Source organism: Brevibacillus borstelensis, assembly GCF_036700025.1.
Lineage (GTDB): Bacteria > Bacillota > Bacilli > Brevibacillales > Brevibacillaceae > Brevibacillus > Brevibacillus borstelensis.
Genome location: NZ_CP144922.1, coordinates 4,083,500 through 4,107,755 on the forward strand (window position 1 = coordinate 4,083,500; position 24,256 = coordinate 4,107,755).

Below are 24,256 nucleotides of genomic sequence, written 5' to 3' on the forward strand. Positions count from 1 at the left end.
AGGGGCAGCTTCTTAGAAATATTCATCTCTTCTTCACAGGCAAACGAACCTGAAACCTCGTGACTCCGTTCGCCGATTCGACGTCAATTTCTCCTGCGTACTTCCTTATGACCTCCCGGACGATCGAAAGACCGATGCCTCTGGGCGTCTCGCCATCGCGCCGTTTCGTGCTGACCCCCTCCTGGAAGATCGCCGTCAGTTGACGGGGCGGGATTTCGGGGCCGGTATTTTCCACCGTAAACCGGTACGCCGAATCATCCTCCTGGCAGCACAGCCGGATTCGCTTTTCTCCTTCCGCCTCCTCGGCCGCCTCAATTGCATTGTCCAGCAAATTGGACAAAATCTTGATCAGATCAACGGAAGGAATCTGGTCAAACGGGTGCTGGCTGACCTCCAATTGCATCAAAATTTGACGTGTCCGTGCCTTTTCCCATTTGGTATGCAGCAAGACCATCAACGCCGGATTTTGTATCCGTACGGACAGATCGAGTACTTTGGCCTCCCGAATCAGGGTCCTGATGTACTCATGCGCCTTGTCGTAATACCTGCATTCGATCAAGCCGTACAGAACCTGCATGTGATTGACAAAGTCGTGGCGGATCGAACGCATCGAGGCAATCACGGAACGGATCTCGTCCTGATACGTTCTCTCCGTATCCCCGACGGCCGCTTTCAGCTCGCGACGGTACCATTTTTGCAGCAAGAGGAAAATTGCCGCCAGCAGCGCGACAAACAATGCATGAAAGACAAAAGTGTATGTGCTGCTGCGCAACACTTCCCGGCCGATGCTGTACATATTGTCCGCGCTGACATCCACACCGAGAATGCCGATCACATGTCCGGCTTCGTCGTAGATGGGTGCCCCTGCCGACACGTACTCCCCATAAATCGGGTCTTTGATGACATCGGAATAGTAGCTGTAGCCCTGTTTCACCTGCCCGATTTGCTGTTCCGTCACGTTGCAAATTTGTCCAGGCGGAAACGAAAGCGGCGAATCGGGCGGGTGGGCGGTTACAACGGTTTTGGCAATTTTTTGGCGATCATCGATTTGCATCGTATAGACGTACAAAGCACCTGCCATCTCACGAGCGGCTTGCAGCTGCTCCTGAATTCTGGCAAAGGCGGCTTGATTGCTTGCAGGCGCTCGCAACAGCGTCCTGTAGGCCGATACGTCCAGTTTCCCGGCAATATATGCTGCTTCCCGCATGCTTTTGGATGCGAGGGAGATGTGCACGGATTTCATCGTGTTTCGATAGGAAACGGCCACATTAACGGCTGTCAGCACGAGCAGTATAATCGCGGCTATCCATAACACCAGCATGACACGGGGTTTTTTATATATGGTTACAAACATGTTCTCTACCCCATTGCGGACCCTATGGCATCCCCTTATCTTACAGCCATTTGTCTCCAGTCTCGGTCACGTTCATTCTAGTACACCTGCAGGGACGTGTCTATATTTACTTCGTTTCCGATCAGCTTGCGGATGACCAGATCGGTTAGCTGCGGAACGATTTCAGTCGAGAACGCGATTTCCATCCGCTCGTATTTTTTGTGCGCGTCATACCCATAAGGGCCGATATTAATGGCAGGAACATTGAGGTCGCGGATGTCTTCGTAATTCACATAGTGCTTGGTCCCCCAACCCGGGTTGTTGTCGCTTACGGCGCGAATCCCTGCTTCGTCATCACGCAAGCAAACCATGCTCATGTCGCAAATATAAGGAAAGAAATTTTTTGCTACGATCGGATGGGCATAGTTCGGTTGAACGGCTTCGACTGCCTCCTCCAATGCACGCAGCAGCTGCCTCTCCCGTTCGTCTTTGCCGCTCAAATCGATCGGCGGTGAATACAGCGAGGAATAAAACAGGATGATCGCCGGGCTTTTGTCCCTCATCCAGCTCCACTCTTCTTCTACCACTCTCGCGGCAAACATTCTCGTATCCAATGTCTTGTCTTGCATAAGCTCCTCTTTGAAGGCTTTCATATGAAGGGCGAATCTTTCCCCATGCTCCTCCAGCAGCTGCCGGTGCATCTCCTCGTAGATCATGACCCGGGGCTTCCACGGCAGCGGCTGATACGCTTCATTGCAGCGCTCGCGGTAACGGCGGTAGCGGTCTTCCAAAACACAGAGCGCATTGGCAAAGGCAATCTCCGCCTGCTCCTTCAACTTGTCCAGCACTTCCTTCGGCGACCAGGAAACGGTGAAAAAGTTGTAGTACACATAGGCTGACAGCGCGGTTTGAACCGTATAGGTCGGCTTCAAATCCATTTGCTTCAACGAAACCGGCGGTACCGGGATCTCACCCAACGCCTCGTCGCACAGCTCCGGATTGTAGCTGATCTGCCGCGTCAGCTCGGCGGCGAGAAAATTCGGGTCCAGGCCTTCAAAGCAGGAGCCTACATGCGTCTCCGCTCCCGTGATGAAAAAGGAAGGCAGGAGTTTGCCAATCGTCCCCTTGTAAACATAACGGTTTTCGTCTCCCTCATAAAGCGGCGCCACAAAATCCGAATTGATCAGCGCAATATATTCGAAGCCATGCTCTTCCTTCCAGCGTTTCAAGTCTTTGATGCCGGACAGTACTCCATGCGAACTGTCTTCTTCATCGCATTCAGCCAGCAGCACCAGGTTGCCCGCCAGCTCGTCGGGGTGCTCGGCGTAATATTTCAGCAAATATACATGGCTGGCCACCCCGCTTTTCATATCCAGCACACCGCGCCCGAAATGCCACTCGCCCGACTCCAACTGTTCTTTTACCAGAGGTGGCAGCGATTCCTGTCGAAGCGCTTTCATAAGTTCCTGCGGATGGCAAGCCTTGTCTTTCAAATGGCCAAAATCTTCGATGCCGACCGTATCGGTGTGTCCCATCAAAATGACGGTTCGACTGTCAGCAGCCTTGGTTCCCTTTACGAAGGCAAGCACATTGTACCGCTCTACCTCATCGTCTACGGTACGTGAAAGGAGCAGTCTGTCCGGATGTTCCTGAAAATAGGGCAACGAGGATAACAGCTCATACAAGGCTCGGGCGACATCGATCTCTCCCGGCGTGTTGACCACACTCTCTACCTTCACCAATTGATCTGTCAATTGCAACACCACTTCACGAGAGGACAACATCTGAACACTCCTTTTCGCAAATCGCGGATCTGGAATAGAAACGGCCCGTCATGCTTTACCCAGGTCCATCTCCCTACATAACCCATTCGTCAGACGCATGGTTCATCCTGCCGATGGTCTTGATTTTTTCTGGCAGCTACCCTTTGCAATCATATGCTTTATAAGGTGATATTGCGAAAATTCGGTAAATTTATCTATACTAAAAGTGTTTCTTCATCTCTACATGCCCCGGCGTTCGTTGAAAACTATGGAATGGGAGTGAATTGCATGCGTGAACAATTATTTGCCCGGCTTCAAGAGCTGTACCCGGAAATGGTGAGCCTGCGGCGCGACCTGCACATGTACCCCGAGCTTTCTTATGAAGAAGTAAACACGGCAAAAAAAGTGGCAGATCGACTGGCGTCACTCGGCATCGAGGTACGTACCGGCGTTGGCGGCATGGGGGTCGTCGGGCTGCTCAGGGGCGGCAAACCGGGGAAAACGGTTGCTTTGCGGGCCGACTTTGACGCCCTTCCGATCCAGGATGAAAAAGAGGTTGCGTACAAATCCCGCGTCCCTGGCGTCATGCATGCCTGCGGCCACGACATTCACACCTCCGCCCTGCTCGGTGTCGCACAGGTATTGAGTGAAGTCCGTGATGAGCTGCCGGGCAATGTCGTATTCATTCACCAGTTCGCAGAGGAGCTGCCTCCCGGAGGAGCGCAGGCCATGGTGGCAGATGGCTGTCTCGATGGGGTGGACGTCGTATATGGCGCCCACGTCGCTTCCGACATTCCTTGCGGCGTCGTCGGGATCGGGAACGGTTTTGTCTCCGCCGCATCCGATCAGTTTGAGATTGTCGTCTCCGGCAAGGGCGGTCACGCTGCCCATCCCCATCAGGCCATCGACCCGATCGTCATCGGCAGCCAGATCGTGATGAATCTGCAGCTCATAGCCAGCCGACGAGTAGATCCGCTGGAGCAAATCGTCGTGTCCGTCTGTTCCTTCCAGGGCGGGGATGCTTTCAACGTCATTCCAGATTCCGTAAAACTGAAGGGAACTGTTCGTACATATAATGAAGAGGTTCGGGAAATGGCCGAAAAAGCGATCTTCCAAATCGCGGAGGCCGCTTGCCAGGCTTCGGGCGCAAGCTGCGAGGTCGTCTACCGGCGCGGCTACCCGGCCACCTGGAACCACCCCGAAGAGACACAAGCGCTATTTGATGTCGCCAAACAAATCTGGGGCGACAAAGAAGTCATGGAAGTCCCGCCGGGCATGGGAGGCGAAGACTTCGCCTACTACGTCAAGGAAAGACCCGGTACATTTTTCAACGTAGGCGGACAAAACCCGGACATTCAGGCGACCTATCCGCATCATCACCCCAAATTTGACGTCGACGAGCGCTCCATGGTCCGCATCGGGCAAGTATTCATCGCCGCTCTGCTCGACTATCAGGAACGGCATCAATAGCGGAAAATACGTTCTCCAAACGCAAGTCAAGCTGATCGGAGGCCCTAGCGAAATATTGAATGCAGGGCCTCTTTTTTTGCAACGTTATACCTCATGCCCCACGATCCAATCGAGCCGCTTGCTTTGCAGGCGAGCCGGAATCATCCTCATGGCAAGATTGCGAACAGCGAGCGCCAACGGATTTTCCAGCTGGACAATCCTGCCTATCATGCGCGAGCCTCGTACAATCGCCTTGGTGCGCTTGAGCCGCAGCAGCTCGTATCGCTGGCATGCAGCCTCTATGCCTGAAGCAGTTACCGCGTTTTCAGCAGAATTAGCGGCGTTTTCCCGATACTTGGACAAAGACAAGCACCGGGCCAACACCAGCGCGTCTTCCATCCCTTGTCCAGCTCCCTGTCCCAAATTCGGCAGCATCGGATGAGCCGCGTCCCCGGCCAGTGTCACCCTCCCCGCGCTCCAGGACTTTAATGGCTTCCGGTCATAGATGTCGTTCCATAGCATGGCAGACACATCTGTGGCCGCGATCACTTCGCGTATTGGTTCGTACCAGCCTTCAAAGCGTTTCAGGAGGTCTTCCTTGTTTCCGGCAAAACGCTTTTCCGCGCCCTCCGGCGCATTGATCGCCGCAAACCAGTGAATCCGCCCGTGGCCAATGTGCGAAAAACCAAACCGAACCCCTTTTCCCCACGCCTCAAACCCGCCTCCCGTCTCCACGGGGTAGCGTTCATTCCTGTAGACAGCAATGCCCCGGACAGCCGTATACCCGGAATATCGCAGCAGCTCTTCGCCAAACAACTGCTTTCGAACGTTCGAATGAATCCCGTCCGCCCCGATCAGCACATCGCCGCAAGCCGCCTCGCCGTTTTCAAAAAACGCCCGAACCCCGTTCTCTTCCGTCTCAAAACGGCTGAACGAATGCCCCAGGCAGATCGACTCCTTGCGTATGCACCCAAGCAAGGCCTGCTGGAGGTCAGCGCGGTGGATCATATAGCTGTCCGCCCCGCATCTCTGCGCTTGCTCCCTCACCGGCAGCCTGACGAGCAGCCTACCCGTCCAGTCGCGAATCTCCGCAGTCCGGACAGGGGCGCCCAATGCCCGGACTCGTTCTCCGGCTCCCAGCCTATCGAGCGCCTTCATCGCATTCGCGGCCAAAACAATACCGGCCCCGATCCCTTTCAATTCGCGTGCACGCTCATAGATGACTGCCTCCCAGCCGATCTGCTCCAGGGCAATCGCTGTACACAGGCCGCCGATCCCCGCGCCGATGACGATCGCTTTTCCTTGTTTGCCAAATCGATTCTGCATCCCGGCTCCTCCACTTTCCGCTTCGTCTGTGCTTTCTTGCCCTTAGTCTACGGGCTTTCGGCATCGGCGTCCAGCTTCTTCCCTTGTGGGCAACTCTTTGCAAGTCTTACAGCTCATTAGCATCTCTCCCCTTCGCCCTTCTACTTAGGAACACAGAAAACCTCCTTTTGCCCATGGGGCATAAAGGAGGCCTGGATTTGTACGGAATGAAGTCAAGCGTTTATCTGCACCCGCGTTCTTTCCAGGAGCAGCGCCTTGACTTGCTCCTGACCCTCCAGCTTCAGGGCGGCTTCCGCGAGCTCCTTCATCTCTTCGAAGGACAGCTGATTGATCAGCTCACGGGCAGCCAGCACAGACGATGCGCTCATGCTGAACCCGTCAAGACCCATGCCCAGAAGCAGCGGGATAGCCAGGGGATCGGAGGCCATCTCACCGCACATGCTTACACGGCGGCCGTATCGGTGAGCGGCATCGATCACCTGCCGGATCAGACGCAGAACGGCTGGATGAAACGGCTGATACAAGCCGGATACTTGTTCGTTCATCCGGTCGCAGGCGAGCGTATACTGGATCAGATCGTTGGTCCCGATCGACAAAAAGTCGGCGTCCCGGGCAAACAGCTCGCTGGCCAGGGCCGCTGCCGGCACTTCGATCATCAAGCCTACCTCAATGGCAGGGTCAAACGGAATCCCCGCTCGGGCAAGCGTTTCTTTTGCCTCCGCCAGCAACCGGTTCGCCGCCCGCCATTCTTCCAGCGTAGCGATCATCGGGTACATCAGCTTGACGGAGCCGTAGTGCGAAGCGCGGAGAATCGCCCGCAGCTGGGTAAGAAACAATTCCTCCCGATCGAGACACAACCGGATCGCGCGATAGCCGAGAAACGGGTTCAGCTCGCTTTGCAGGTTCATATACGGCAGCTCTTTGTCGCCGCCGATATCCAGCGTCCGGATGACAACAGGCTTACCATTCATGTCTTGCGCGACCTGCCGATACGCCTGGAACTGCTCTTCTTCATCCGGCATACTTGCCCTGTTCATGAACAAAAACTCGGAGCGAAACAGTCCGATACCCTCTCCGCCAACCTGCTGCACAGCCTGGCATTCATCCGGATGGCCGATGTTTGCTCCCAATTCGACACGATGTCCATCCTGGGTTACCGTGGGTAGCTCTGCCCAGCGTGCCTGCCTCTTTTTCTCTCGTAACCAGTCGGCGCGCTTTTGTTCGTAGGACGAAAGCTCCTCCTCGTCCGGTCGCAGACAAAGCAGTCCTGCTGTCCCATCCAGCACGATCAGGTCCCCATCCTCCACCTGCTCCAAAGCCTGTCCGAGGCCGACGACTGCCGGAATCCCAAGAGCACGGGCCATAATCGCGGAATGCGAGGTGCCGCCTCCGATTTGTGTGGCAAAGCCCTTGATCAGGCCGGTATCAAGCTGGGCCGTATCGGATGGAGACAAGTCATGTGCGACAACGATGACCGCATCAAGCGTTCCTATCTCTTCCCGTGCGGCTCCTTGGCGATGGTCCCTGGCAACTTGTTGCAGACAGGACAGAAGACGCTGGCCCACATCCCGAATATCCGCCGCGCGCTCCCGCATGTACTCGTCTTCCAGTGATGCAAATAAACTCACGAGCTCGCCCGTCACTTTCTGCACTGCCGCTTCCGCGTTTATGTTTCCTGCTGCCAGCAGCACCTCGATTTGACCGATCAGCTCCGGGTCTTGCAGCAGCATCATATGGGCCTGAAAAATATCGGCTTCCTTCTGTCCCAAACGCAACCTGGTCTCTTCATATAATGTCGCCAGTCCGCTCAATGCCAGCTCGCTTGCTGTTTTGAAACGAGCCAGCTCCTCTTCAGGCGATCTTACTTCCTGACTGATTTTTTGGTCCTGCTTTTTCCACACCTGTGCCCTGGCGATCGCGATTCCGGCGGATGCGCCTATCCCATGTACGCGTATGGTTCCCATGACTACTCGGCTCCTTGTTCCAGAAAGGCGGCCAGCTTATCCAACGCTTCTTCCTCATCGGAACCGTCGGCGGTCAGCTTCACGGTTTCCCCGTTTGCCACGGCAAGCGACATCACGCCGATGATGCTTTTGGCGTTTGCGCTTTTGCCCCCCTTGATCAAACCAATCTCACTGGAAAAGGAAGTGGCCGTTTTTACAAACAGCGTAGCCGGCCGGGCATGCAGGCCCTGGGGCAGTTGAACAACGACTTGCTTCTCTCTCATCTCGCTTCACTCCTATCTCGATTCGTTGAAAAGCTATACGGCAGGCAAGGCGGCAAGCAAATCTTCCACCTGATCGAGCCGCGTCAGCCCCGTCTCCTGATCCACAATGGATGTATAGACGTGCGGGATGACCTCTTTTACCCCTTGCTCCAGGCAGGTTTCCACGATGGGGCGGATCGATTTTTCATCAATCCCGCCCGTCGGCTCGAACACGGGAATGCCGTAGCGGACGGCTGCTTTTGCCATCATTTTGACTTCCTCCAGCTTTTCGGTTCCGCAGACCGGATAAAATTTGACGGAATGAACGCCGATCTCGGCAAGCATGGCGGCAGCGGCATCGCAGGATACCAAGTCTTGAGCCTGCCCGCTGAGCGGACCAGTTGCGACAATGACCTTTCCCGGCGTGCCGCTCGGCGCTATCAGGGCATTGACCAGCGTGTGCCGGCTGTCAACCGCCTGCAAGGCACCCAACGTATAGCCGGCGGCAGGAAAAACCTGATTGACGTGATCGGGCTTCGTGAGCACAGCGGTCTCGGCGACCTTTTTCCACTGGCTTGGATCGCCTGCACCAAGTCCTACAGACACGGGAATGCTTGCCTGCTGGTATGCTCTGATCGTTTCCGCAGCTGCCTCCACGGAGGGGTAACCCTTGACCATAATGCCGATCAAAACGCGACCCTCTGCCGCATCTACGATCTGTCTGGCATTGTCCACATCTTTGGCCAGTACGTTTAAACGGATGACTGGATGTATCGTCACGACTTATCACTCACTTTCTGTTGTCCCATATCTCTTTGAAGCGTGCGGCAATGACCTTTTCCTGTCCCTCATGGAGCGGGCGGGGATCGAGGAAAATCACTCCCGTATTGGCGTAATGGTTTCGCGTGAAAACGGCGGGATCGCCCTTTTCGAGGAGCCGGATCACTTCCTTTGCCGAAAATCCCGACTCGCGTTCATCAATCCGTACTTGTGTCCTGTAGATGTCCCGGCCAGCTTCGTCCTTGACCACACTGGCTGAAAGTCCGGACAACTGGTTCAATTCCTGGGCGAGCCGTTCCGCCCGATCACGCCATTCTCCGCCATGGCCTGCTGCCTGACTGTACCTGGCAAGCGCGGAGAGCAGTCCGACGATCGCCTCCTTGCCCGTTTTCATGGCGCGCCCCACGCCTTTATACTGGGCCCGGCACGCTTCGATCAGGTCTTTGCGGCCGGTGATAAAGCCCGATGTCGGTCCGCCAATTGCTTTCCCCCCACTGTATATGACCAGATCGGCCCCCATCGCCACATAGCGGCGCAATTCCTCTTCCGCAGCGGCATCGACAATCACCGGGACCTTGTGATCGCGTCCGAGCTGTATCATCGTCTCAAGCGACTGCATGCCTTTTTGCACCGCATGATGGGATTGCACGAACAAAAGCGCCGCTGTCTGCTCGTCTATCTCCGCACGCAAATGCGCTTCCTCCACGTGATTCGCATGACCCGCTTCGATGGCCTGCCCCCCTCCGAGGGCAACCATCTGCCGCAGCGACGCTCCAAAATGCACCGCGTGTCCTTTTTGCAAAATGATTTTGTTTTTCAGTCCTGCCGAGTCTGGCAAACGTTCGATCAGACGCAGATCGGTACCGGCGATGACAGCCGCCACGCTGATCGCGATCCCCGCTCCCGCTCCCGCCGTCGGACAGCCGTCCTCGCCGCCGGTAGCCTCCGCGATCAGCTTTCCCGCTTTTTCGATCAGTTCGCTGATCTCTACGTAATCCATCGCCGCCTCACCCATGGCCCGGGCTACCTCCGGATGGACGGCGCTTCCGCCTAGCGCCGTCATTTTTCCGCTTGCATTGATGACTTGCTTCAGCCCTAGCTGCTGATAGATGCCCATATCTCATATCCCGTCCTTCCTGATTCTGTTTCCGACCCCCTGTTTACTGGGTAGGAATGGGGAAAATCGCGCCGAGAACCATGGCTCCGATGATCGCTCCTCCGGCGATCGGCTTATTGAAGTAGTAAAAGATGGCCGCTCCTGCCGTTGCACCGATTCCAACCGGAATGGAGGCCATGATGGCGGAAATGACGATGAGCGGACCGAGATAGCGTCCTGCGGCATTCCCTGCACCCATCATGACATCGGCTCCAAAGGTAGAGTTGACCGAATTGATCGTAAATTTGCGAATCAAAATAATTACCGTTCCAATCGCCAGCCCCAATACCGCCCCCGTCGTCAAAGCCAAGGGAAAGGAAATCAGTGGCGCAGTAAACCCGGCACCCAGCATCAGCGCCGGAACGCCGATTCCGATACCTGTTTGCAGAGAACCGCCGATGTCGAGGATGCCGACCAGCGGCCCCTCCAAAATCCGGGCAAACAGAAAGCTTGCGCCAAACGCGGCCGCAGCTCCGTATCCGCCTCCCTTGATACCCGCCTCGAGCATGGCGACAATCGCGATGTCGTTAAAAGCACCTACGTGATAGACGTAATACAGATGAGTACCGGCAAAGATTCCCGACGAGAGGCACGCGACAAAGAGGGCAAACGCCCATTCCGAATACCAAAATCCTTTTGCTTGCAGCTCATTCATTATTTCTTCACCGCCGATCCAAATGTTTCGTGAAGCTCAACCAGCCATTGCGGAATTTCTACTTGCAGACTCTTCAACAAAGCGACATCAAAGGCACGGAAGAAGCCGCTCAGAACAAACAAGAGTGCGACAGCCACGACCATCGTTTTTGTAATTCGGTTCCAGCCGCTGTCGTCCAGCCCTTTTCCGATCAGGATACCGAGCACGATGCCAGGCACGGCGTTGCCCATGACCAGGTGGGACATCCCGCCCAATACGGTGCCCCAGATTCCTGTGCGCTTCCCCGCATCCAAGGCCGCCATCCAGAAAACAATCGGCATGATCGGGTTGATCAGCCAGTTGGCGGCAGGGACCAGCACTTTTGTCGCCACCAACTGCATCGATTGGGGAATGGCGGTTGCCGTCGAGTTGAGCAGCGTCACAACGACGACACCGACGAGTGCTCCGGCGAACGCCATCCGCTTCGGATTGTGCAGCGTTTCCTCGACGTTTTTGTTTTTCCAAAGAAGGATCGCAGCCGCCCAGTTCGGGATGACCCGGTGATCGACGTCCTGCGTCAGAGCTCCCGCCCCGACCACGGAAGCCCATGAGTTGAACAAGAAGCCAAGTCCGAACGAAAAATGGGAAATCGGATCTCCGGCGCAAGCATTCAGTTCTCCGAACGTGCGAAATGCCCCCATCCCCTGGACGTTCGGCGCGTGAAACATGCGAGCGGCACCCGCCCCCACGCCGAAGCCGACCAATGCGCCAATGACAATCGACTTCAAAACGATGATGATCGTTACCATGAACCTTCCCCCCTTTACTATCTATCGCTGACTTGCCACCTGTCCCAGCCTTGCTGTCTGTTCTGTCTGCGTTTGAAACGGAATGCTTGCCACGTCCACCACACCCAGCCGCACCTGGATATCTACGGTGATGTCGTACCTCGTTCGCGTGCGCGGGAAAAACAGGCCGAACAGACGCTCTTTGTACATGCTCTCTGTTGCTGATACGACCTCGATGCGGACCGGCTCGATACGAACGACGAGATCACTTGTCTGTCTGGCCACGACGTGCTTGATCTGTCCGAATATCTTGTTAAATGCTCCTTCCTTCGTATCCCCGCTGCCCGTCAGCCGCAAGCTCTCGATCCTCTCTCTGTACATGGCTTACTTCCCCCTCAGCTTTATGCATTCTTCGGTCATTCTTCTGCCGAGTTCCTCTGTATCCATAAAGCCAAAACCGATTACTTTCTTGCCGCTGCGCAGGGCTGTAATTCCCGCGTCCACAGAGCGCAGGCCATATTCGACGGGATAGCCGTACTTTGTCTTGGCCGTCAAAGCGCCTGCTCCTCCGCTGCCGCAAAACGACAAGCCGAGATCGGCCTCTTCCTGCTTCATGACATCTCCTACTTTCATGTCAGCCCCTACCCCAGAAATAACAATCGGGATCCCTCCGGCAGCCTCCACACCTTTGGCGATGTTCTGTCCCTTTCCCAAACGATCTCCGATGACGATCTTTACTTTTGTCATCCTTTCAGCCTCCCTTTGTGCAATGGTTTGCAGGTTTGTGTTCATTTCCCCTGGTTTGCTCGTATCGCCTCAAAATGGACAGCGAGCAGAAACACTTCCGTTCCGTCTTCCTGCGAGCACGTTTCCTCGCCAAACAGGACGCGGCTAGACAGCGACAACATTTCTGGGTGAATCTCCTCGAACAATTCCGCTTCGACCTGCGGCAGCTTTTCACCGCTTGCCATCCGGCGGACGAAAGCGAGCAGATGGGCGCAAATGGCCAGCCATCGATCACGCGGTATATCGATTTTTTTCTCCCGCATTTCCGACTCAATCATTCGCATGAGTCGTTTGCATTCTGAATATTCCGACATATTTTCATCTGCTGGTCCTGCTACTTCTCTCACAATCTCCTCAATCATGTGCATGTCAAAACCTTTCCTGATGAAATGACCTGTTGGGCAAACACGGTTTCTTTGGCAAAAATCGTTTCCTGTTCCGAATCGGTCAAAGCGGCGGGCACCTGTTCCTTTTTCAAGATTGTGACATCCGCATGGGCTCCAGGCGCTAGCGTCCCGATCTCCCGCTCAAGCCCCAGAACCTTGGCCGGGGCGGCAGTGCAAGCCGCTACTATGTCATACAAGGTGTAGCCCAGGGCGAGAAATTTGCTCATCGTATGCGTCAGGCTGTGGACAGGACCGTTCAGATTGCGCACATGGACGTCCGTGCTGATGGAGTAAGGGGCGATTCCCAGCGCTTTTGCCTGCTGCATGGTGCGAAAGCTGAAGCTGGCTTCGCCGTGCCCGACATCAAACAGCACTCCTCTGGCGAGAGCGGACTCTGCTTCCGGGATAAGCTGTCCCTGTTCATCCAGGATGCCTCCTTTTTTTCCATGGAACGCGTGCGTTACCACGTCCCCCTTGTCGAGCAGGCCGAGCACATCGGAAAGGGCTGGCGGAGCATTGCCGATGTGGACCATCAGCGGCACCCCGGCCTCTCGGGCAGCCTGCTTTGCCACCACCAAGGGAGCGAGGCCGTTCGCTTTGACCACAGACGCGCTCATCCTCGCCTTGATCCCGCGGATTGACGGCTGCTCGGAAATGAGCGTTACCGCGTCCTTCACTGCCAGTCTGGACATGTCGGACAGTTCGGCTCCGCCTTTGCACAAGCCGTCGCCTGAAATATTGAGAAACGCCAAAACACGTGTGACAGATGGCTCCACCGCCTCCTTCAGGAAAGCGTCGAATGTCCATGCCCCGGCGCTGCCCGCGTCGACCAGTGTGGTCACTCCCTGCTCAATGCCAACGGAATCAGCCCTAACCCCCAGCTGCGTGCTCTCAGGCATGACATGAGCATGCAAGTCGATCAGCCCCGGCGTAACAAAACATCCGGCGGCATCTATCGTTTCCCGCGCCCCAATAGGCTCTTTTGCCTGCCCCTCATCGGCCCTCTCGACGTCGAGGATGCGTCCATCTGAAATGACGATATCATATAATCCATTCAGCTTCTGGGAAGGATCGATCACCCACCCGTTCCGAATCAGCAAATCAGCACTCATCGTCTCCCCCCTCCTTTTTCGCAAGATAACGCAGGATGGCCGTTACTTCACTTTGCGGAACAATGATTCCCGCTTCCTGCATAATTTGGTTGATGCGACTGCGCCAAGCGGAATGCGCTGCGCTCTCTTCCCCGCCATGTACGTCCCATTCGTCATAGGAGGAACCGAATGCCAGCCGGTTTACCATCAGCAGCACATGGAGCACAAGCCCGCTTGCCGTCTGCTCCGTCAGTTGGCTGCGGAAGGCTTCCGTCAGCTTGCAGCTGATCTCGTATCCTTTTACAATCACATCCTGGGAAAGCCTCTCCACCAATGGCAAATCCCGCGGACTTATCTCCGTTGTCTCTATCGGCATCCAGGTATGTGGCGACTTCGCTGAGCTTTTCCTCACTCCGTCTGTTTCCGGCTCCAGCTCGAGCGCTTCCAGACAGGCATGGATGCGGCTGATGTCCTGACGGGTCGGCAGCGGATTCACGATGACCACAGGCACCTCCGTTTTCACTGGCAGCACACTGATGATCACGTCTACTTTGCGAGTAGCCAAATACTTTTCTACCTCCATGGTGGAACAAAGGCCGACGACCCTCAGGGAACGCACTTCGCTCTCCAGATGGGTCTTCAGGAACCGGGACGTCCCTCGCCCCGTACCGCAGACGACAAGCGCACATGCTTTTTTCTTGTCTTGCCAGCGGTCGTAGCCGGCCTGGAAATGCAGAACGAGGTAGGCGATGTCCGCATCCATCAAATAAATCCCGTAGGGCCAGAATACTTCTTCACACGATCGTTTTACCGCATCAAACATGCGCGCGTAGGAACGGCGAATCTCCTCGGTCAACGGATTGGGATAGAGGACGCCTTGCATATACCGGGTCATGCGGTCATTTACATGGGCGAAAAGGTGTTCACTGAGCTCCGGATCATCCCACAGCGGCGTTCGTACCATCTCCCCTACCTTTTTGATCAGCTCCCGGGTCGCCACATAAACGTCCAACGGCTGCCTGCTGGTCCGTCGCTTCAGGTGCACCTGTTCCGCTTCGAGCAGCGGCAGAGAGGAATAGGCAATTTCATGCTCGGGCATTTCCATACCCAAACGCGCGCACATCTCCCGCACTGCCCGCGCGTACAGAGAATAACTGCCCCACCCAGCCGCTTCCGCCATATCTGCCTCGTCCATCGAGACGATTTGCCCTCTCTTGACGCGGTTGACGACCATACACAATCGGATCATGATACTGATCAGCGTCCGATCCGGCAGGCTTTTGTCCAGCTTCGCCACGAATCCCTTGGTTAACCTGATGATTTCATCCAGCTCCGGCGGACTGATGAGCCACCTTTCCAAAAGCGGCCCTGCTCCGGTGCCGGGACCATGCTCCGGCAGGACCCCCTGGACCAAACGATACATGACGCTGCCATCCAGCAAATCATGTGTCAAACACTCGAGGGCATAGCGCTTCTGGCGTTCGCTGCCTTCCACCCGGATACCGTATCTCTGCTTGGAGACCAGCTCCAGGTGCAATCCGTCGAGCAGTTTCTCCGTCTCTTTTACATCGGCGATAACGGTATTGCGGCTCACCCCCACATGATCGGCCAAATCGTTCAGACGCTGGTAGCCGTCGGACAGGAGCAGGATAAACGCCAGATGTTTGGCCCGCTCTTTTTGGTGAAGGATGACGTCCTTGCTGCCGTGCTCATTGAGCTTGTGCCGCAGCTTTTGCAGGACCTCCTCGGCTTCGCTGATCCAGATTCCTTTATTCGGTTGGGAATGAAGAATAATGTTGCGGTCTTTCAGCCATTGCCTGATGTTCTCCAGATCGTATTTGATCGTCCGCTCGCTCACTTGAAAATCGTTTGCAACCTCGCGGATTTTCAGCGGGTTGGAACTGTCCAGGATCACCTTCAAAAGTGCTTGGGAACGCGATGTCAGCAGCATTCTTTTTCTCTTCACCCCCGTTGTGATCGACATTGATCTAACCCGAGTTCATTATATGAAACCGTTTTCTTGCGGTAAAGAACGATTCCTTTCCCCATTGATTGGTGCAATTTTTGCAATAGTCAGCTAAATGTTGGACTAATGGCTCTTTTCCTCTTGGACTAGTGATTTCTCGAACGAACTCCGTGAGCACAGAAAAGCCGCTGAACGACACAGCATCCAGCGGCGATGATTCCGTTTTAGAAAAAATTCATGCTCAAATAGCGTTCCCCCGTATCCGGTGCGATGCAAACCACACGTTTGCCCTCCCCGAGCCAAGCAGCCACCCGGATCGCCGCAAAAACGGCAGCTCCGGCAGACGGTCCCACGAGGATGCCTTCTTTGGAGGCGAGCGCCCGCATGCTCTCCAGCGCGTCTTCATCGGCGATCTGCATGATCTCGTCGTAGATCGCGGTATTCAGGATTTTTGGCACAAAGCCCGGGCTTGTGCCCACCAGCTTGTGCGGTCCCGGCTTTCCACCGGACAGGACAGGCGAGCCTTTTGGTTCCACAACCCCGATATACAGCTGTGGCAGCTTTTCTCTGAGCGCTTCCCCGGTACCCGTGATCGTGCCCCCTGTTCCCGCTGTGGCGATGAAGGCATCCAGCCGTCCTTCCATCTGCTCGTAAATCTCGCGGGCTGTGGTCACACGATGGATATCGGGGTTCGCTTTGTTTTCAAATTGATGGGGAATGAAGCTTCCGGGAATCTCTTTTTGCAGCTCCAACGCTTTGGCGATCGCCCCCGGCATCCGCTGCTCGCTCGGCGTGAGCACGACTTCTGCTCCGTATGCCTTGAGCAGATTGATCCGCTCTTTGGACATATTGTCGGGCATGACGAGGATCGCTTTGTACCCTTTCGCTGCCGCGTTCATGGCCAGTCCGATGCCCGTGTTGCCGCTCGTCGGCTCAATGATCGTGTCTCCCGGCTTGATCAGCCCCTCTGCCTCGGCGGTGGCGATCATGTTGTAGGCAGCCCGGTCCTTCACACTGCGGGAAGGGTTGTACATTTCCAATTTGACAAAAACATCTGCCGCACCCCCGGGCACGATCCGGTTAAGGCGAACCATTGGAGTATTGCCGATACAGTCTGTTATGTGTTGGTAAACGTTCATGAAGACCTCCTGTGTGGGAGCGGATTTTAATGTTTAGTATTACACTAAGAATACTACACTTTAACGATTTGCACGAGATTCTTTTCACCCTCTCCGCTGTTCCCAGCATGATCGTCGATGCGGGAACGACAGCCCCACACTTTCATTCGAGTTAAAGCCCGTTTTCCTCGTCTGGAATGAAACCCTATCTGGCAACAAGCAGACAAAAAGTTATTCCTTTGGATATCCCTCATGTATAATTTTTTCCATAAAGCGATTCCCGTAAAAAGGAGTGGTGCAAATATGAACCCGCACAACCAATTGCTGACGGCCTATAAACAGACCGCTTATCCACTGGTTGGGCATGGAAAAAGAAATCTTCATGTGCTGAAAACTGTCTTGAATGAAATGGACGGGGATATAGAAAGCGATGCGTATGGTACAGGCGCGGTGATCGAAAACTTTCAAAAGAAACTGGCAGACTACTTAGGCAAAGAATCCGCCGTATTTTTTCCGAGCGGTACCATGGCCCAGCAAATTGCCATGCGAATCTGGTGTGAGCAAAAAGGGCTGAATAAGGTGGCCTATCATCCCTTATGCCATCTGGAAATTCATGAAGAAGACGGGTTGAAAAAGTTGCACCAGATCGAACCAGTCCTGCTTGCGGATGAGAACAGATTGATTCGATTGGAAGATGTTCTAACGATGCAGGAGAATATCGCGTGCTTGCTGCTTGAGCTGCCTCAGCGTGAAATTGGCGGGGAATTGCCTGAATATACAGAGCTTGAAGCCATTTCCGCCTATTGCCGCGCAAATGGAATCAAGCTGCATCTGGATGGCGCTCGCCTTTTTGAAATACTGCCTTATTACCAAAAATCGGCCGCTGACCTTTGCCGGCTTTTTGACAGTGTGTATGTTTCTTTTTACAAAGGAATTGGGGGAATTGCAGGAGCCATTCTTGCAGGCGAAGAGGATTTTACAAAGGAAGCAAAGGTGTGGAAGAGACGCCACGGCGGCGATTTAATCAGCCTTTACCCTTATATCGTCAGTGCCGATTATTATTTCGATCAACGATTGCATAGCTTCCAGCAGTATTTCGAGGAAGCGAAAGAGCTCGCTTCGCTCTACAATCAGTGCCACGCCGTCGAAACAAGGCCGCTCGTTCCCGTATCGAATATGTTTCATGTTCATGTTCGTTTGCCAAAAGAGCAGCTTGAGGCCGTATTGCTTTCCATTTATGAGGAAACAGGGGTTGGGCTCACTACACATCTAAAGAAAGTCGACGAGAGATTGTGCTCTTTTGAAGTGTCAATCGGCGATCAGTACGCGCAAGTCCCGAAAACAGCGCTTCGTAAAGCATTTCACATGCTGGATGAGAAAATAAGAGAAATCGTTTTTCGGGAAGGAAAAGATTGATCGCGGTGATAGATGGGCTGCCCCCTTCTGAACCATCCAGTGTTTTTTGGAGGGGGCAGTTGTTTACATTGTATTCCTTATTCCATCTCAAAATCCTCTCGTACCTCTTCACCCGTCGGGGTTAGCCGATACTGTCCTTTGCGCTCCGGATGCTTCTCGGCCAAGCCTTTTGCAATCAAGGCCTTGAGCGGTTGGTTGACGTAAAGGGAGCCTTTCGTTTCGACGATATGGGGATGCAGTCCCGGCAGTTTCCTAGCAATCCTGGTCGGGGTCTGCCAATCTTTGGTCAAAACAAGCAAAACGCTGAGTTGCTTTTCAGAGAGCGTTACGGCATGTTTTGCGGCATGTTTTTTTGGTACAGCTCCGTTTGCTTTTTGATTTGTCCCTCCCGGAAGGGCTGTCTCCACGTCCCGGAAACGGAAATACAGCTTTCCAGCCTCCTTCTTTCTCTCGCACCACCCCGCTTCATATTCCAGAAGCGCTTTCGCCAGTGATGCACGCGGACTGGCATAATGCGTTTCGCAATGGTCCAGGATTTCCTTGATGCTGCACCAGTCTCCTGCCCTTTTCAAGAAGTGTTTGACCTTGTTGATGGTGATCCGGTACGGAGTGATGTATCCGCCTCCGCTGTGGCCGCCTTTTATCCCGGAAGTCTGGTGATGTTCGGTCAGGGACTGTTGCAAATGAGGGACCGTCCGACGCATGAACCGAGCCTTCCCCTCCGTCCATACAGTTCCATGCTTGCTGACAAAGAGGACCCCGATCCCGTAATCCCGCAGCACCATGTTTACAAACTGCCTGTAGCCATTTTTCCGGTATGGAATGGCGATCCAAATGTAGTTGGCAAACCCGCGCCAGCGAAGTGCCTGATCAAGTAAATCCAGCGAAAGGGATTGCTTCATTTCCACAACGCCGACGAGCGGGCCGCTGGTCACGACGATATCGGCTCGTCCACCGGCCCGGCGGCATTCCACCTCCGGAAAAACCGTAAATCCCCGCTCTTCCATCCATTGCTTGATTGGATCGTATAAATCTGATTCTTTCACGTACTGTTCTCCTTTTCGGGGCTGGCTGTTCCTCCCGATACTCTTCCTGTTTGGCTCCGAACGAAAGGAATGTAATGCAAGCCGTCCGGACAAATTAAGCATGAATGCAAAGTCGAAGAGAAAGGGAGCTGCCGATCCATGACAAAGAAAGATTATGTAGCAAGTATTATCAAAAATATTCAAAAGCACAACGACATTATCCCTTCCCATCTGCAGGAGCTGTTGCAGGAAGTGAGCAGGAATGTAGAGACGGTCTCCTCGCAATCGTTTTTTATGCAGACAAATCACGTCGTGACTGAACCTGCTTCGCAGCGGACCTACAACCCGAACGAGCCCCTCTTTCGATTGTCGGAAGGATATCGTGAGCTTAAGACATTGGCGGAGACGAACAGAGCGTCAAGGCCTGATTTAAAATCGGCAGTTGACCAGCTCGAAGGGCTATTGGGCACCTCCGAGAGCTATTCCCCTGAATAAAGGGGCGTACTCGGATTTTCGGAGACAGGTATTGGTCGTAAATCGGATATTTTATGCGGAGGGCATGCCCTTTTCTTTGGCGTTTTATTGGAAGCTCTTCCAGGTAATATCAATACTCAGGTACCCTACAGGAGCTTCCTTCAGCGTTGCCTTTTCTTTTGTAGCCAGCTCCGGCTTGCGGAAACAGACCAGGTCTTTGTGAAAGCCAAACATACGGCAAATTTCAGGCCGAACAGCATGAATTCCACATTGGTCTTTATCCAGGTCGTAGAAAATGCACGTTCCGAAAAATCTCGGCTGATTTTCTAGCTCTTCGCGTATCTTGCGCGGCATGGATGCAACCTTCTTCTGAATTTTTTTCAATTCTCTCTCCGTTACGGGAACAGGGCCGCAGCATAAACCTTTGCAACCTTGACAAGGCAAAGTATCCATCTAATGTACAACCTTTCTAAATATTCTTGATAGATGTTTCTCCAAGAACATTATGTAAGGTTTTAATCTTTTTGTAAACAAGTCAAATATTTTACAATAACATAAAAAATATTTTTTGTCAAGAATATTCCGAAGGTCAATGGTTTTTACAATCTCCCGATAGGCGGAACTGTGTCCCCTCAAAATATACAACGAACCTGTTATGCCATCTTGTCTATTACTGTAGTGTTTTGATTAGTTTTGTTCTTTGATCAAAGGACTACATGCTTTTACGCGTAAGTCTTTAATTCATTGTGCAGACACTCCTTTTAGGCGGGTATTTTGGAGGGCGTAGCCCACACGGGAGGTGTCGCAGGTAGATTGCGAAGCAATCTACCGAGAAAATCTTTTCATATCTTTTCCACAGAATTAAACTAAATGATACCGATGTATCTCTGAACAAAACGTGGGCACATCCTCGGTTGTAGCTCTGCGTAATGTTTGGGAACATCGGCCTTTGCAGGAATAACTCTATTTCCTAACGAATCTTTTACGTTGCCAATGTATTCCTGAACACAATGTGGGCACTCCTGATGGATAGAGCTCTACTAACTATTTGGGAACATTGGTCTTGCAGGAGTACACTCGCTCACTAGCGAATCATATATATTGTGCAGTGACCTTTCATGGTTTTACCTACCATATTAGGATTGGGGCTGATAGATTTCAGACCTCTGATATAACACTGGGGCACTCCACGTGTATTGGCACTGCACCCATGTCAGCGTTTAACCCGTCCTTTGGCGGGTTTTTTTGTTTTCCAAAATTAACTAAACCAGAGCAGGAATTTTCTCAGAGGTAACGTATAAGTTTTTTAAAGTCTATATAACGGAAAATTGTACTCCATATAAAGTAAAGCAATTGAAACCCTTCAACGTTTGGGGCTAACTTGCGTTAGACCTCTTGAGACAATTTGGGTACAGATCACCTGGCGCTATAATCCTGACATGCTACATTGGGCAAATGAAGCTCTCACAGTAACTTGGATAGTCAGGTGTATTACATATTGCTTAATAAAAGGAGAACATAACTTATGAAGGAAGATCAGTTAATGACTTTTAGTGTCACTCAAACCGATGGGCAAAAAGAATTCGTAAGACTCTTTTATCCAATATACGTTGGTGTCGATATTGGAGCTGATTTTCATGTGGCTACCTGCATTACTCCCGAACAGTTTCGTGATGGAAAATGGAAAAGGGCCAAAACAATGAAATTCGATGCCGATAGTTTGGGTATCTCTGATTTCTTGAAGGCCCTTCAAGATGTACAGGAGCATCTAGGATTAAAACCAATCGACTTTTTCGTATTAATGGAGCCGACAGGTGGGCATTATTCCTTTCTTCTTCAACAGGTATTATTAAAAGCTGGTTACTCACTTCATATGGTTGAAAATGCCTCTGTTAAAAAATTTCGGGAAGAGACTCTTGGTATTCAAGAGAAATCCGATGCTATTGATGCTAGAACGATGGCCTATATGGGATGGCATAAATCGCTCCACCCCGATATGAAAGCTGTACGACTAGCGAGTCCAGCCTCAATGTCACAGTCTATCGTCCGTACTCTCATGCGTGATCGCTGGTTACTTACCACTACCCTGACACGCAGGAAAAACCAGGTGCAACAGTTATTTCAAATCACTCACCCTGACCTTAAAAGAGCATTTAAGAAGCTTTCAAGCCCTTCTGTGTTACGCCTAGCGTTAATGTATCCAACTGCTTTGGATATGAAGGGTCTCTCCGAGATTGAACTTCGAGAAGCAATAACCAAATGCGGTGCTAAAGCTATTGCAAAGAAGGCAGCCAGCGAATTAGCTCATGTTTTACCTAACACCGTTGCTCTGCCATTGGTCCATGTTGTCGATCGACAAAGTTGGCTTATCCAAGAAGCCTTGCGCATTGAAGAAAGTTTAAGCAGTATTGACGCAAGCATCCATGAGTTATTACATGGTAATGCTGAAAAAGGAACTCCCCCACACCCATATACCAATTTGCTCTTTTCTTTACCTGTCATGAGTGATAATTGGGCTTGTACTCTCATTGCTGTAATAGGTGACATTCATCGGTTTAGTACCTATAAAGAATTTAAAAAATACCTTGGTGTATCTGCCGAAAATAAGCAGTCTGGGACTTCTGTAAAAGGCACTCGCCAGACGTTCAGTGGTGTTCGCGATACACGCAGGGTCATGTTTCAGATGGCTCTAATACTTATTGCCCAAAGAGGTGGTCCTAATGTGTTTGCGGCATATTACGAGCGCCTATTGGCACGTCAAATGCCAAAAATGAAAGCTATAGGACATATGTCTGGAAAAGTTGCAAAGATTATCTACAGTGTTCTGAAAACAGGTGTCCCCTACGATCCCAAAAGACACGCAGCAGCCTGTGGTGTTCCATGGAATGAGCAGTATAAGGAAAAGTCTTTAGATATCGATATAGAGCCATTTGAAACTGAAGCTAAAATGCTTGCCGGAATCTCAGATGAATCAGTCGACATTGAGATTGATGAAGAATAGTGCAACCTATGTGCTATTCTTCATTTCCATTCACTGTCTCAATGCTTTAATTCTGCCAAAATAGCGCGTTTTTATCGGAAAATGAAGCAATTTGTTATAAAAGACCTTACGGTTTTTTTCTGTTAAGCACTACGCTACATTGTGTAAAATTACCTTCATAACTCTTCGTCCCTAGGCACACCCTAACATCGGGTTAAAAGAACCAGCAAGGAGACCCTACATGGACTTGAAAACTTTAATGAATTCCGGGAGGGCATTAATGGGAATCCTGAGTGGCAATCCACAAGATGAACCGATGCACTATGGTGAAGTGTTTGGAGTATGGAGTTATCTTTCGGCTTCAAAAGGCCTATTGGTGACGTATCAAACGTTTATCAATCACACCGGTGACAAAGATCTAAAAGGTTTTCTTGAAGATCTCACACGGGCGATGCAGCAAGAAATCCAGCAGGTCGAAAACCTGCTGAAAGCAAATGGAGTTGCACCTCCGCCTACCCCAGCCGAGCGTCCAGTCGCATCACTGGAAAGTATTCCGGCGGGTGCACGTTTTAACGATCCTGAAATTGCTGCAGGTGTCGGACATGATCTTGCCGCTGGACTGGTTGCGTGCAGCCAGATCATCGGGCAATGCATTCGGGAAGACATTGCCATGATGTATTCGCAATTCCATTCGGCAAAGGTTCAATTCGGTCAACGGTTGTTGCGGATCAGCAAAGAGAAAGGCTGGTTAGTGCCGCCGCCTCTTCATCTGCAGACACCCGAGCTCGTACATGCTTAGTTTTGTCGATAAGCGCTGCCGCAAGGGCAGTGCTTATCAGCTTTTATCTACGTGAGATGGTTATTGACGATTGAGGGAGGAGGCCCGTTTTTTGAAAACAACATGTATAGGAGCCTTTTTGTTTGGGGTCGGCATGATCGGCATGCTCGATGGGATTGTTTTTCACCAAATACTGCAGTGGCATAGTGTGAACATGCATACGGATCGATTTCACCAGATCATGAGCGACGGCCTTTTTCATTTAATCGTAACGCTATTTATATTCATTTCCGGTGTTTTGCTGTGGAAAGGAGACCCCAAGGTCGGGGCAAGCAAATTTTGGGGCTGTTTCTTAGTAGGGGCTGGCGTATTTAATCTCATCGAAGGAATCACCAACCACCACATCTTGCAGGTCCACCATGTCAAACCGGGACCCAGCCAGCCTCTTTACGACATTTCATACGATCTGTTCGCCTTGCTGCTAGTGGTTATAGGCTGGATATTGCTGCGCCGGAAAAGCGCAGCGTAATTTTTTCGTTGCTGTATTCAAGTCGTACTAATTGTCTGCACACCCGCAACAACCTTCCCGAATGCTCGTCATATATTTTAGGATCATCCCCATTCAAGGAGGGCCCATCTTGTTTTCGTTTCATGCGGCCTTTGTGGCTTTTGGCTTTTGTCATTGGCTCGTGCCTGGTCTTGCGAAGGGCTGGGGTGATTTACCCGTTTTCACCTTTTTCTCTTGCTTCTCTTTCCGGAAGCAGGACTGATTTCATGATTCACCTTTTTAAACCTTTTGAA

The 24,256-nt window shown here is 52.4% G+C and carries 23 protein-coding genes; 6 read left to right on the forward strand and 17 right to left on the reverse strand.

Translation table 11 applies throughout. The features are described 5' to 3' along the window. Positions 1-22: 22 nt before the first annotated feature. Together V5G20_RS19675 and V5G20_RS19680 are read right to left on the reverse strand one after the other, a co-directional pair. Entirely contained in the window at positions 23-1,354 is a 1,332-nt protein-coding gene (locus V5G20_RS19675; protein WP_327955712.1) for an ATP-binding protein, read from the reverse strand. A 77-nt stretch (positions 1,355-1,431) separates the two neighbouring features. Beyond that, a complete protein-coding gene (locus V5G20_RS19680; RefSeq protein WP_251237780.1) occupies positions 1,432-3,117 on the reverse strand; it encodes a M20/M25/M40 family metallo-hydrolase in 1,686 nt (561 codons plus the stop codon). 267 nt (positions 3,118-3,384) lie between these two features. Between V5G20_RS19680 and V5G20_RS19685 the strand changes: the two genes are divergently transcribed. After that, positions 3,385-4,566: a M20 family metallopeptidase gene (locus V5G20_RS19685; RefSeq protein WP_338461871.1), complete on the forward strand. Its 1,182-nt coding sequence runs from the start codon at positions 3,385-3,387 to the stop codon at positions 4,564-4,566. Between the two features lie 84 nt (positions 4,567-4,650). On the opposite strand, the gene V5G20_RS19690 is transcribed toward V5G20_RS19685, so the two are convergent. The 13 genes from V5G20_RS19690 to cysK form a co-directional block, all read right to left on the reverse strand. After that, the gene (locus tag V5G20_RS19690) at positions 4,651-5,871 is read right to left on the reverse strand and encodes an FAD-dependent monooxygenase (protein ID WP_024983880.1); all 1,221 of its coding nucleotides are present in this window, start codon (positions 5,869-5,871) and stop codon (positions 4,651-4,653) included. 212 nt (positions 5,872-6,083) lie between these two features. Then, complete coding sequence (ptsP, locus tag V5G20_RS19695) at positions 6,084-7,835, reverse strand: phosphoenolpyruvate--protein phosphotransferase (protein ID WP_338461874.1); 1,752 nt, start codon at positions 7,833-7,835, stop codon at positions 6,084-6,086. Positions 7,836-7,837: 2 nt separating this feature from the next. Continuing rightward, positions 7,838-8,098 carry an HPr family phosphocarrier protein gene (locus tag V5G20_RS19700; protein WP_031932336.1) on the reverse strand — a complete coding sequence of 87 codons (261 nt, stop codon included), beginning with the start codon at positions 8,096-8,098 and terminating at the stop codon, positions 7,838-7,840. A 33-nt stretch (positions 8,099-8,131) separates the two neighbouring features. Further along, a complete protein-coding gene (locus tag V5G20_RS19705) occupies positions 8,132-8,857 on the reverse strand; it encodes a KDGP aldolase (protein ID WP_338461878.1) in 726 nt (241 codons plus the stop codon). Between the two features lie 10 nt (positions 8,858-8,867). Continuing rightward, positions 8,868-9,974 (reverse strand): DgaE family pyridoxal phosphate-dependent ammonia lyase, encoded by a 1,107-nt coding sequence (locus V5G20_RS19710; protein ID WP_338461880.1) that lies wholly within the window; start codon positions 9,972-9,974, stop codon positions 8,868-8,870. 43 nt (positions 9,975-10,017) lie between these two features. Continuing rightward, positions 10,018-10,668, reverse strand: coding sequence for a DUF4310 family protein (locus V5G20_RS19715; RefSeq protein WP_003387714.1), 651 nt, complete (start codon positions 10,666-10,668; stop codon positions 10,018-10,020). Beyond that, a complete protein-coding gene (locus V5G20_RS19720; RefSeq protein ID WP_003387715.1) occupies positions 10,668-11,456 on the reverse strand; it encodes a DUF4311 domain-containing protein in 789 nt (262 codons plus the stop codon). Before V5G20_RS19720 ends, V5G20_RS19715 begins: the two co-directional genes overlap by 1 nt. 21 nt (positions 11,457-11,477) lie before the next feature. Further along, the gene (locus V5G20_RS19725; protein WP_003387716.1) at positions 11,478-11,816 is read right to left on the reverse strand and encodes a DUF4312 family protein; all 339 of its coding nucleotides are present in this window, start codon (positions 11,814-11,816) and stop codon (positions 11,478-11,480) included. Between the two features lie 3 nt (positions 11,817-11,819). After that, entirely contained in the window at positions 11,820-12,182 is a 363-nt protein-coding gene (locus tag V5G20_RS19730; RefSeq protein WP_172920947.1) for an SFCGS family glycine-rich protein, read from the reverse strand. Between the two features lie 41 nt (positions 12,183-12,223). After that, entirely contained in the window at positions 12,224-12,589 is a 366-nt protein-coding gene (locus V5G20_RS19735) for a hypothetical protein (RefSeq protein ID WP_003387718.1), read from the reverse strand. Continuing rightward, on the reverse strand, positions 12,580-13,719 hold the full coding sequence (locus tag V5G20_RS19740) for an amidohydrolase/deacetylase family metallohydrolase (RefSeq protein ID WP_024983886.1): 1,140 nt from the start codon (positions 13,717-13,719) through the stop codon (positions 12,580-12,582). Before V5G20_RS19740 ends, V5G20_RS19735 begins: the two co-directional genes overlap by 10 nt. Beyond that, positions 13,709-15,649 carry a BglG family transcription antiterminator gene (locus V5G20_RS19745; RefSeq protein ID WP_003387720.1) on the reverse strand — a complete coding sequence of 647 codons (1,941 nt, stop codon included), beginning with the start codon at positions 15,647-15,649 and terminating at the stop codon, positions 13,709-13,711. The genes V5G20_RS19740 and V5G20_RS19745 overlap by 11 nt, the downstream gene beginning before the upstream one ends. A 239-nt stretch (positions 15,650-15,888) precedes the next feature. Next, positions 15,889-16,803, reverse strand: coding sequence for a cysteine synthase A (cysK, locus tag V5G20_RS19750; protein ID WP_003387721.1), 915 nt, complete (start codon positions 16,801-16,803; stop codon positions 15,889-15,891). A 282-nt stretch (positions 16,804-17,085) separates the two neighbouring features. Here cysK and V5G20_RS19755 point away from each other — a divergent pair, with 282 nt between their 5' ends. Then, complete coding sequence (locus V5G20_RS19755; protein ID WP_039069897.1) at positions 17,086-18,198, forward strand: threonine aldolase family protein; 1,113 nt, start codon at positions 17,086-17,088, stop codon at positions 18,196-18,198. A 77-nt stretch (positions 18,199-18,275) separates the two neighbouring features. On the opposite strand, the gene V5G20_RS19760 is transcribed toward V5G20_RS19755, so the two are convergent. Then, the gene (locus tag V5G20_RS19760; protein WP_003387724.1) at positions 18,276-19,244 is read right to left on the reverse strand and encodes a hypothetical protein; all 969 of its coding nucleotides are present in this window, start codon (positions 19,242-19,244) and stop codon (positions 18,276-18,278) included. Positions 19,245-19,382: 138 nt separating this feature from the next. On the opposite strand from V5G20_RS19760, the gene V5G20_RS19765 reads away from it, so the two are divergent. Continuing rightward, positions 19,383-19,718 carry a hypothetical protein gene (locus V5G20_RS19765; protein ID WP_003387725.1) on the forward strand — a complete coding sequence of 112 codons (336 nt, stop codon included), beginning with the start codon at positions 19,383-19,385 and terminating at the stop codon, positions 19,716-19,718. 84 nt (positions 19,719-19,802) lie between these two features. Here the strand turns inward: V5G20_RS19765 and V5G20_RS19770 are convergent, their stop codons facing one another. Next, a complete protein-coding gene (locus V5G20_RS19770) occupies positions 19,803-20,150 on the reverse strand; it encodes a YkgJ family cysteine cluster protein (RefSeq protein ID WP_031932331.1) in 348 nt (115 codons plus the stop codon). A gap of 1,072 nt (positions 20,151-21,222) precedes the next feature. On the opposite strand from V5G20_RS19770, the gene V5G20_RS19775 reads away from it, so the two are divergent. The 3 genes from V5G20_RS19775 to V5G20_RS19785 all read left to right on the forward strand — a co-directional run bounded on the left by V5G20_RS19775 (position 21,223) and on the right by V5G20_RS19785 (position 23,984). After that, entirely contained in the window at positions 21,223-22,698 is a 1,476-nt protein-coding gene (locus V5G20_RS19775) for an IS110 family transposase (RefSeq protein ID WP_122959062.1), read from the forward strand. Positions 22,699-22,957: 259 nt separating this feature from the next. After that, positions 22,958-23,476, forward strand: coding sequence for a DUF3231 family protein (locus V5G20_RS19780; protein WP_003387727.1), 519 nt, complete (start codon positions 22,958-22,960; stop codon positions 23,474-23,476). 91 nt (positions 23,477-23,567) lie between these two features. Then, entirely contained in the window at positions 23,568-23,984 is a 417-nt protein-coding gene (locus V5G20_RS19785) for a DUF2243 domain-containing protein (protein ID WP_031932330.1), read from the forward strand. Positions 23,985-24,256: the final 272 nt, after the last annotated feature.

Coding starts and splice junctions, on each gene's coding strand:
- V5G20_RS19720 (WP_003387715.1), bottom strand. CDS start 11,456: ATGGTAACGATCATCATCGTTTTGAAGTCGATTGTCATTGGCGCATTG.
- V5G20_RS19735 (WP_003387718.1), bottom strand. CDS start 12,589: ATGCACATGATTGAGGAGATTGTGAGAGAAGTAGCAGGACCAGCAGAT.
- V5G20_RS19745 (WP_003387720.1), bottom strand. CDS start 15,649: ATGCTGCTGACATCGCGTTCCCAAGCACTTTTGAAGGTGATCCTGGAC.
- V5G20_RS19710 (WP_338461880.1), bottom strand. CDS start 9,974: ATGGGCATCTATCAGCAGCTAGGGCTGAAGCAAGTCATCAATGCAAGC.
- V5G20_RS19770 (WP_031932331.1), bottom strand. CDS start 20,150: ATGGATACTTTGCCTTGTCAAGGTTGCAAAGGTTTATGCTGCGGCCCT.
- V5G20_RS19755 (WP_039069897.1), top strand. CDS start 17,086: ATGAACCCGCACAACCAATTGCTGACGGCCTATAAACAGACCGCTTAT.
- V5G20_RS19765 (WP_003387725.1), top strand. CDS start 19,383: ATGACAAAGAAAGATTATGTAGCAAGTATTATCAAAAATATTCAAAAG.
- V5G20_RS19680 (WP_251237780.1), bottom strand. CDS start 3,117: ATGTTGTCCTCTCGTGAAGTGGTGTTGCAATTGACAGATCAATTGGTG.
- V5G20_RS19685 (WP_338461871.1), top strand. CDS start 3,385: ATGCGTGAACAATTATTTGCCCGGCTTCAAGAGCTGTACCCGGAAATG.
- V5G20_RS19740 (WP_024983886.1), bottom strand. CDS start 13,719: ATGAGTGCTGATTTGCTGATTCGGAACGGGTGGGTGATCGATCCTTCC.
- V5G20_RS19775 (WP_122959062.1), top strand. CDS start 21,223: ATGAAGGAAGATCAGTTAATGACTTTTAGTGTCACTCAAACCGATGGG.
- V5G20_RS19780 (WP_003387727.1), top strand. CDS start 22,958: ATGGGAATCCTGAGTGGCAATCCACAAGATGAACCGATGCACTATGGT.
- V5G20_RS19675 (WP_327955712.1), bottom strand. CDS start 1,354: ATGTTTGTAACCATATATAAAAAACCCCGTGTCATGCTGGTGTTATGG.
- V5G20_RS19725 (WP_003387716.1), bottom strand. CDS start 11,816: ATGTACAGAGAGAGGATCGAGAGCTTGCGGCTGACGGGCAGCGGGGAT.
- V5G20_RS19690 (WP_024983880.1), bottom strand. CDS start 5,871: ATGCAGAATCGATTTGGCAAACAAGGAAAAGCGATCGTCATCGGCGCG.
- cysK (WP_003387721.1), bottom strand. CDS start 16,803: ATGAACGTTTACCAACACATAACAGACTGTATCGGCAATACTCCAATG.
- ptsP (WP_338461874.1), bottom strand. CDS start 7,835: ATGGGAACCATACGCGTACATGGGATAGGCGCATCCGCCGGAATCGCG.
- V5G20_RS19715 (WP_003387714.1), bottom strand. CDS start 10,668: ATGAATGAGCTGCAAGCAAAAGGATTTTGGTATTCGGAATGGGCGTTT.
- V5G20_RS19730 (WP_172920947.1), bottom strand. CDS start 12,182: ATGACAAAAGTAAAGATCGTCATCGGAGATCGTTTGGGAAAGGGACAG.
- V5G20_RS19700 (WP_031932336.1), bottom strand. CDS start 8,098: ATGAGAGAGAAGCAAGTCGTTGTTCAACTGCCCCAGGGCCTGCATGCC.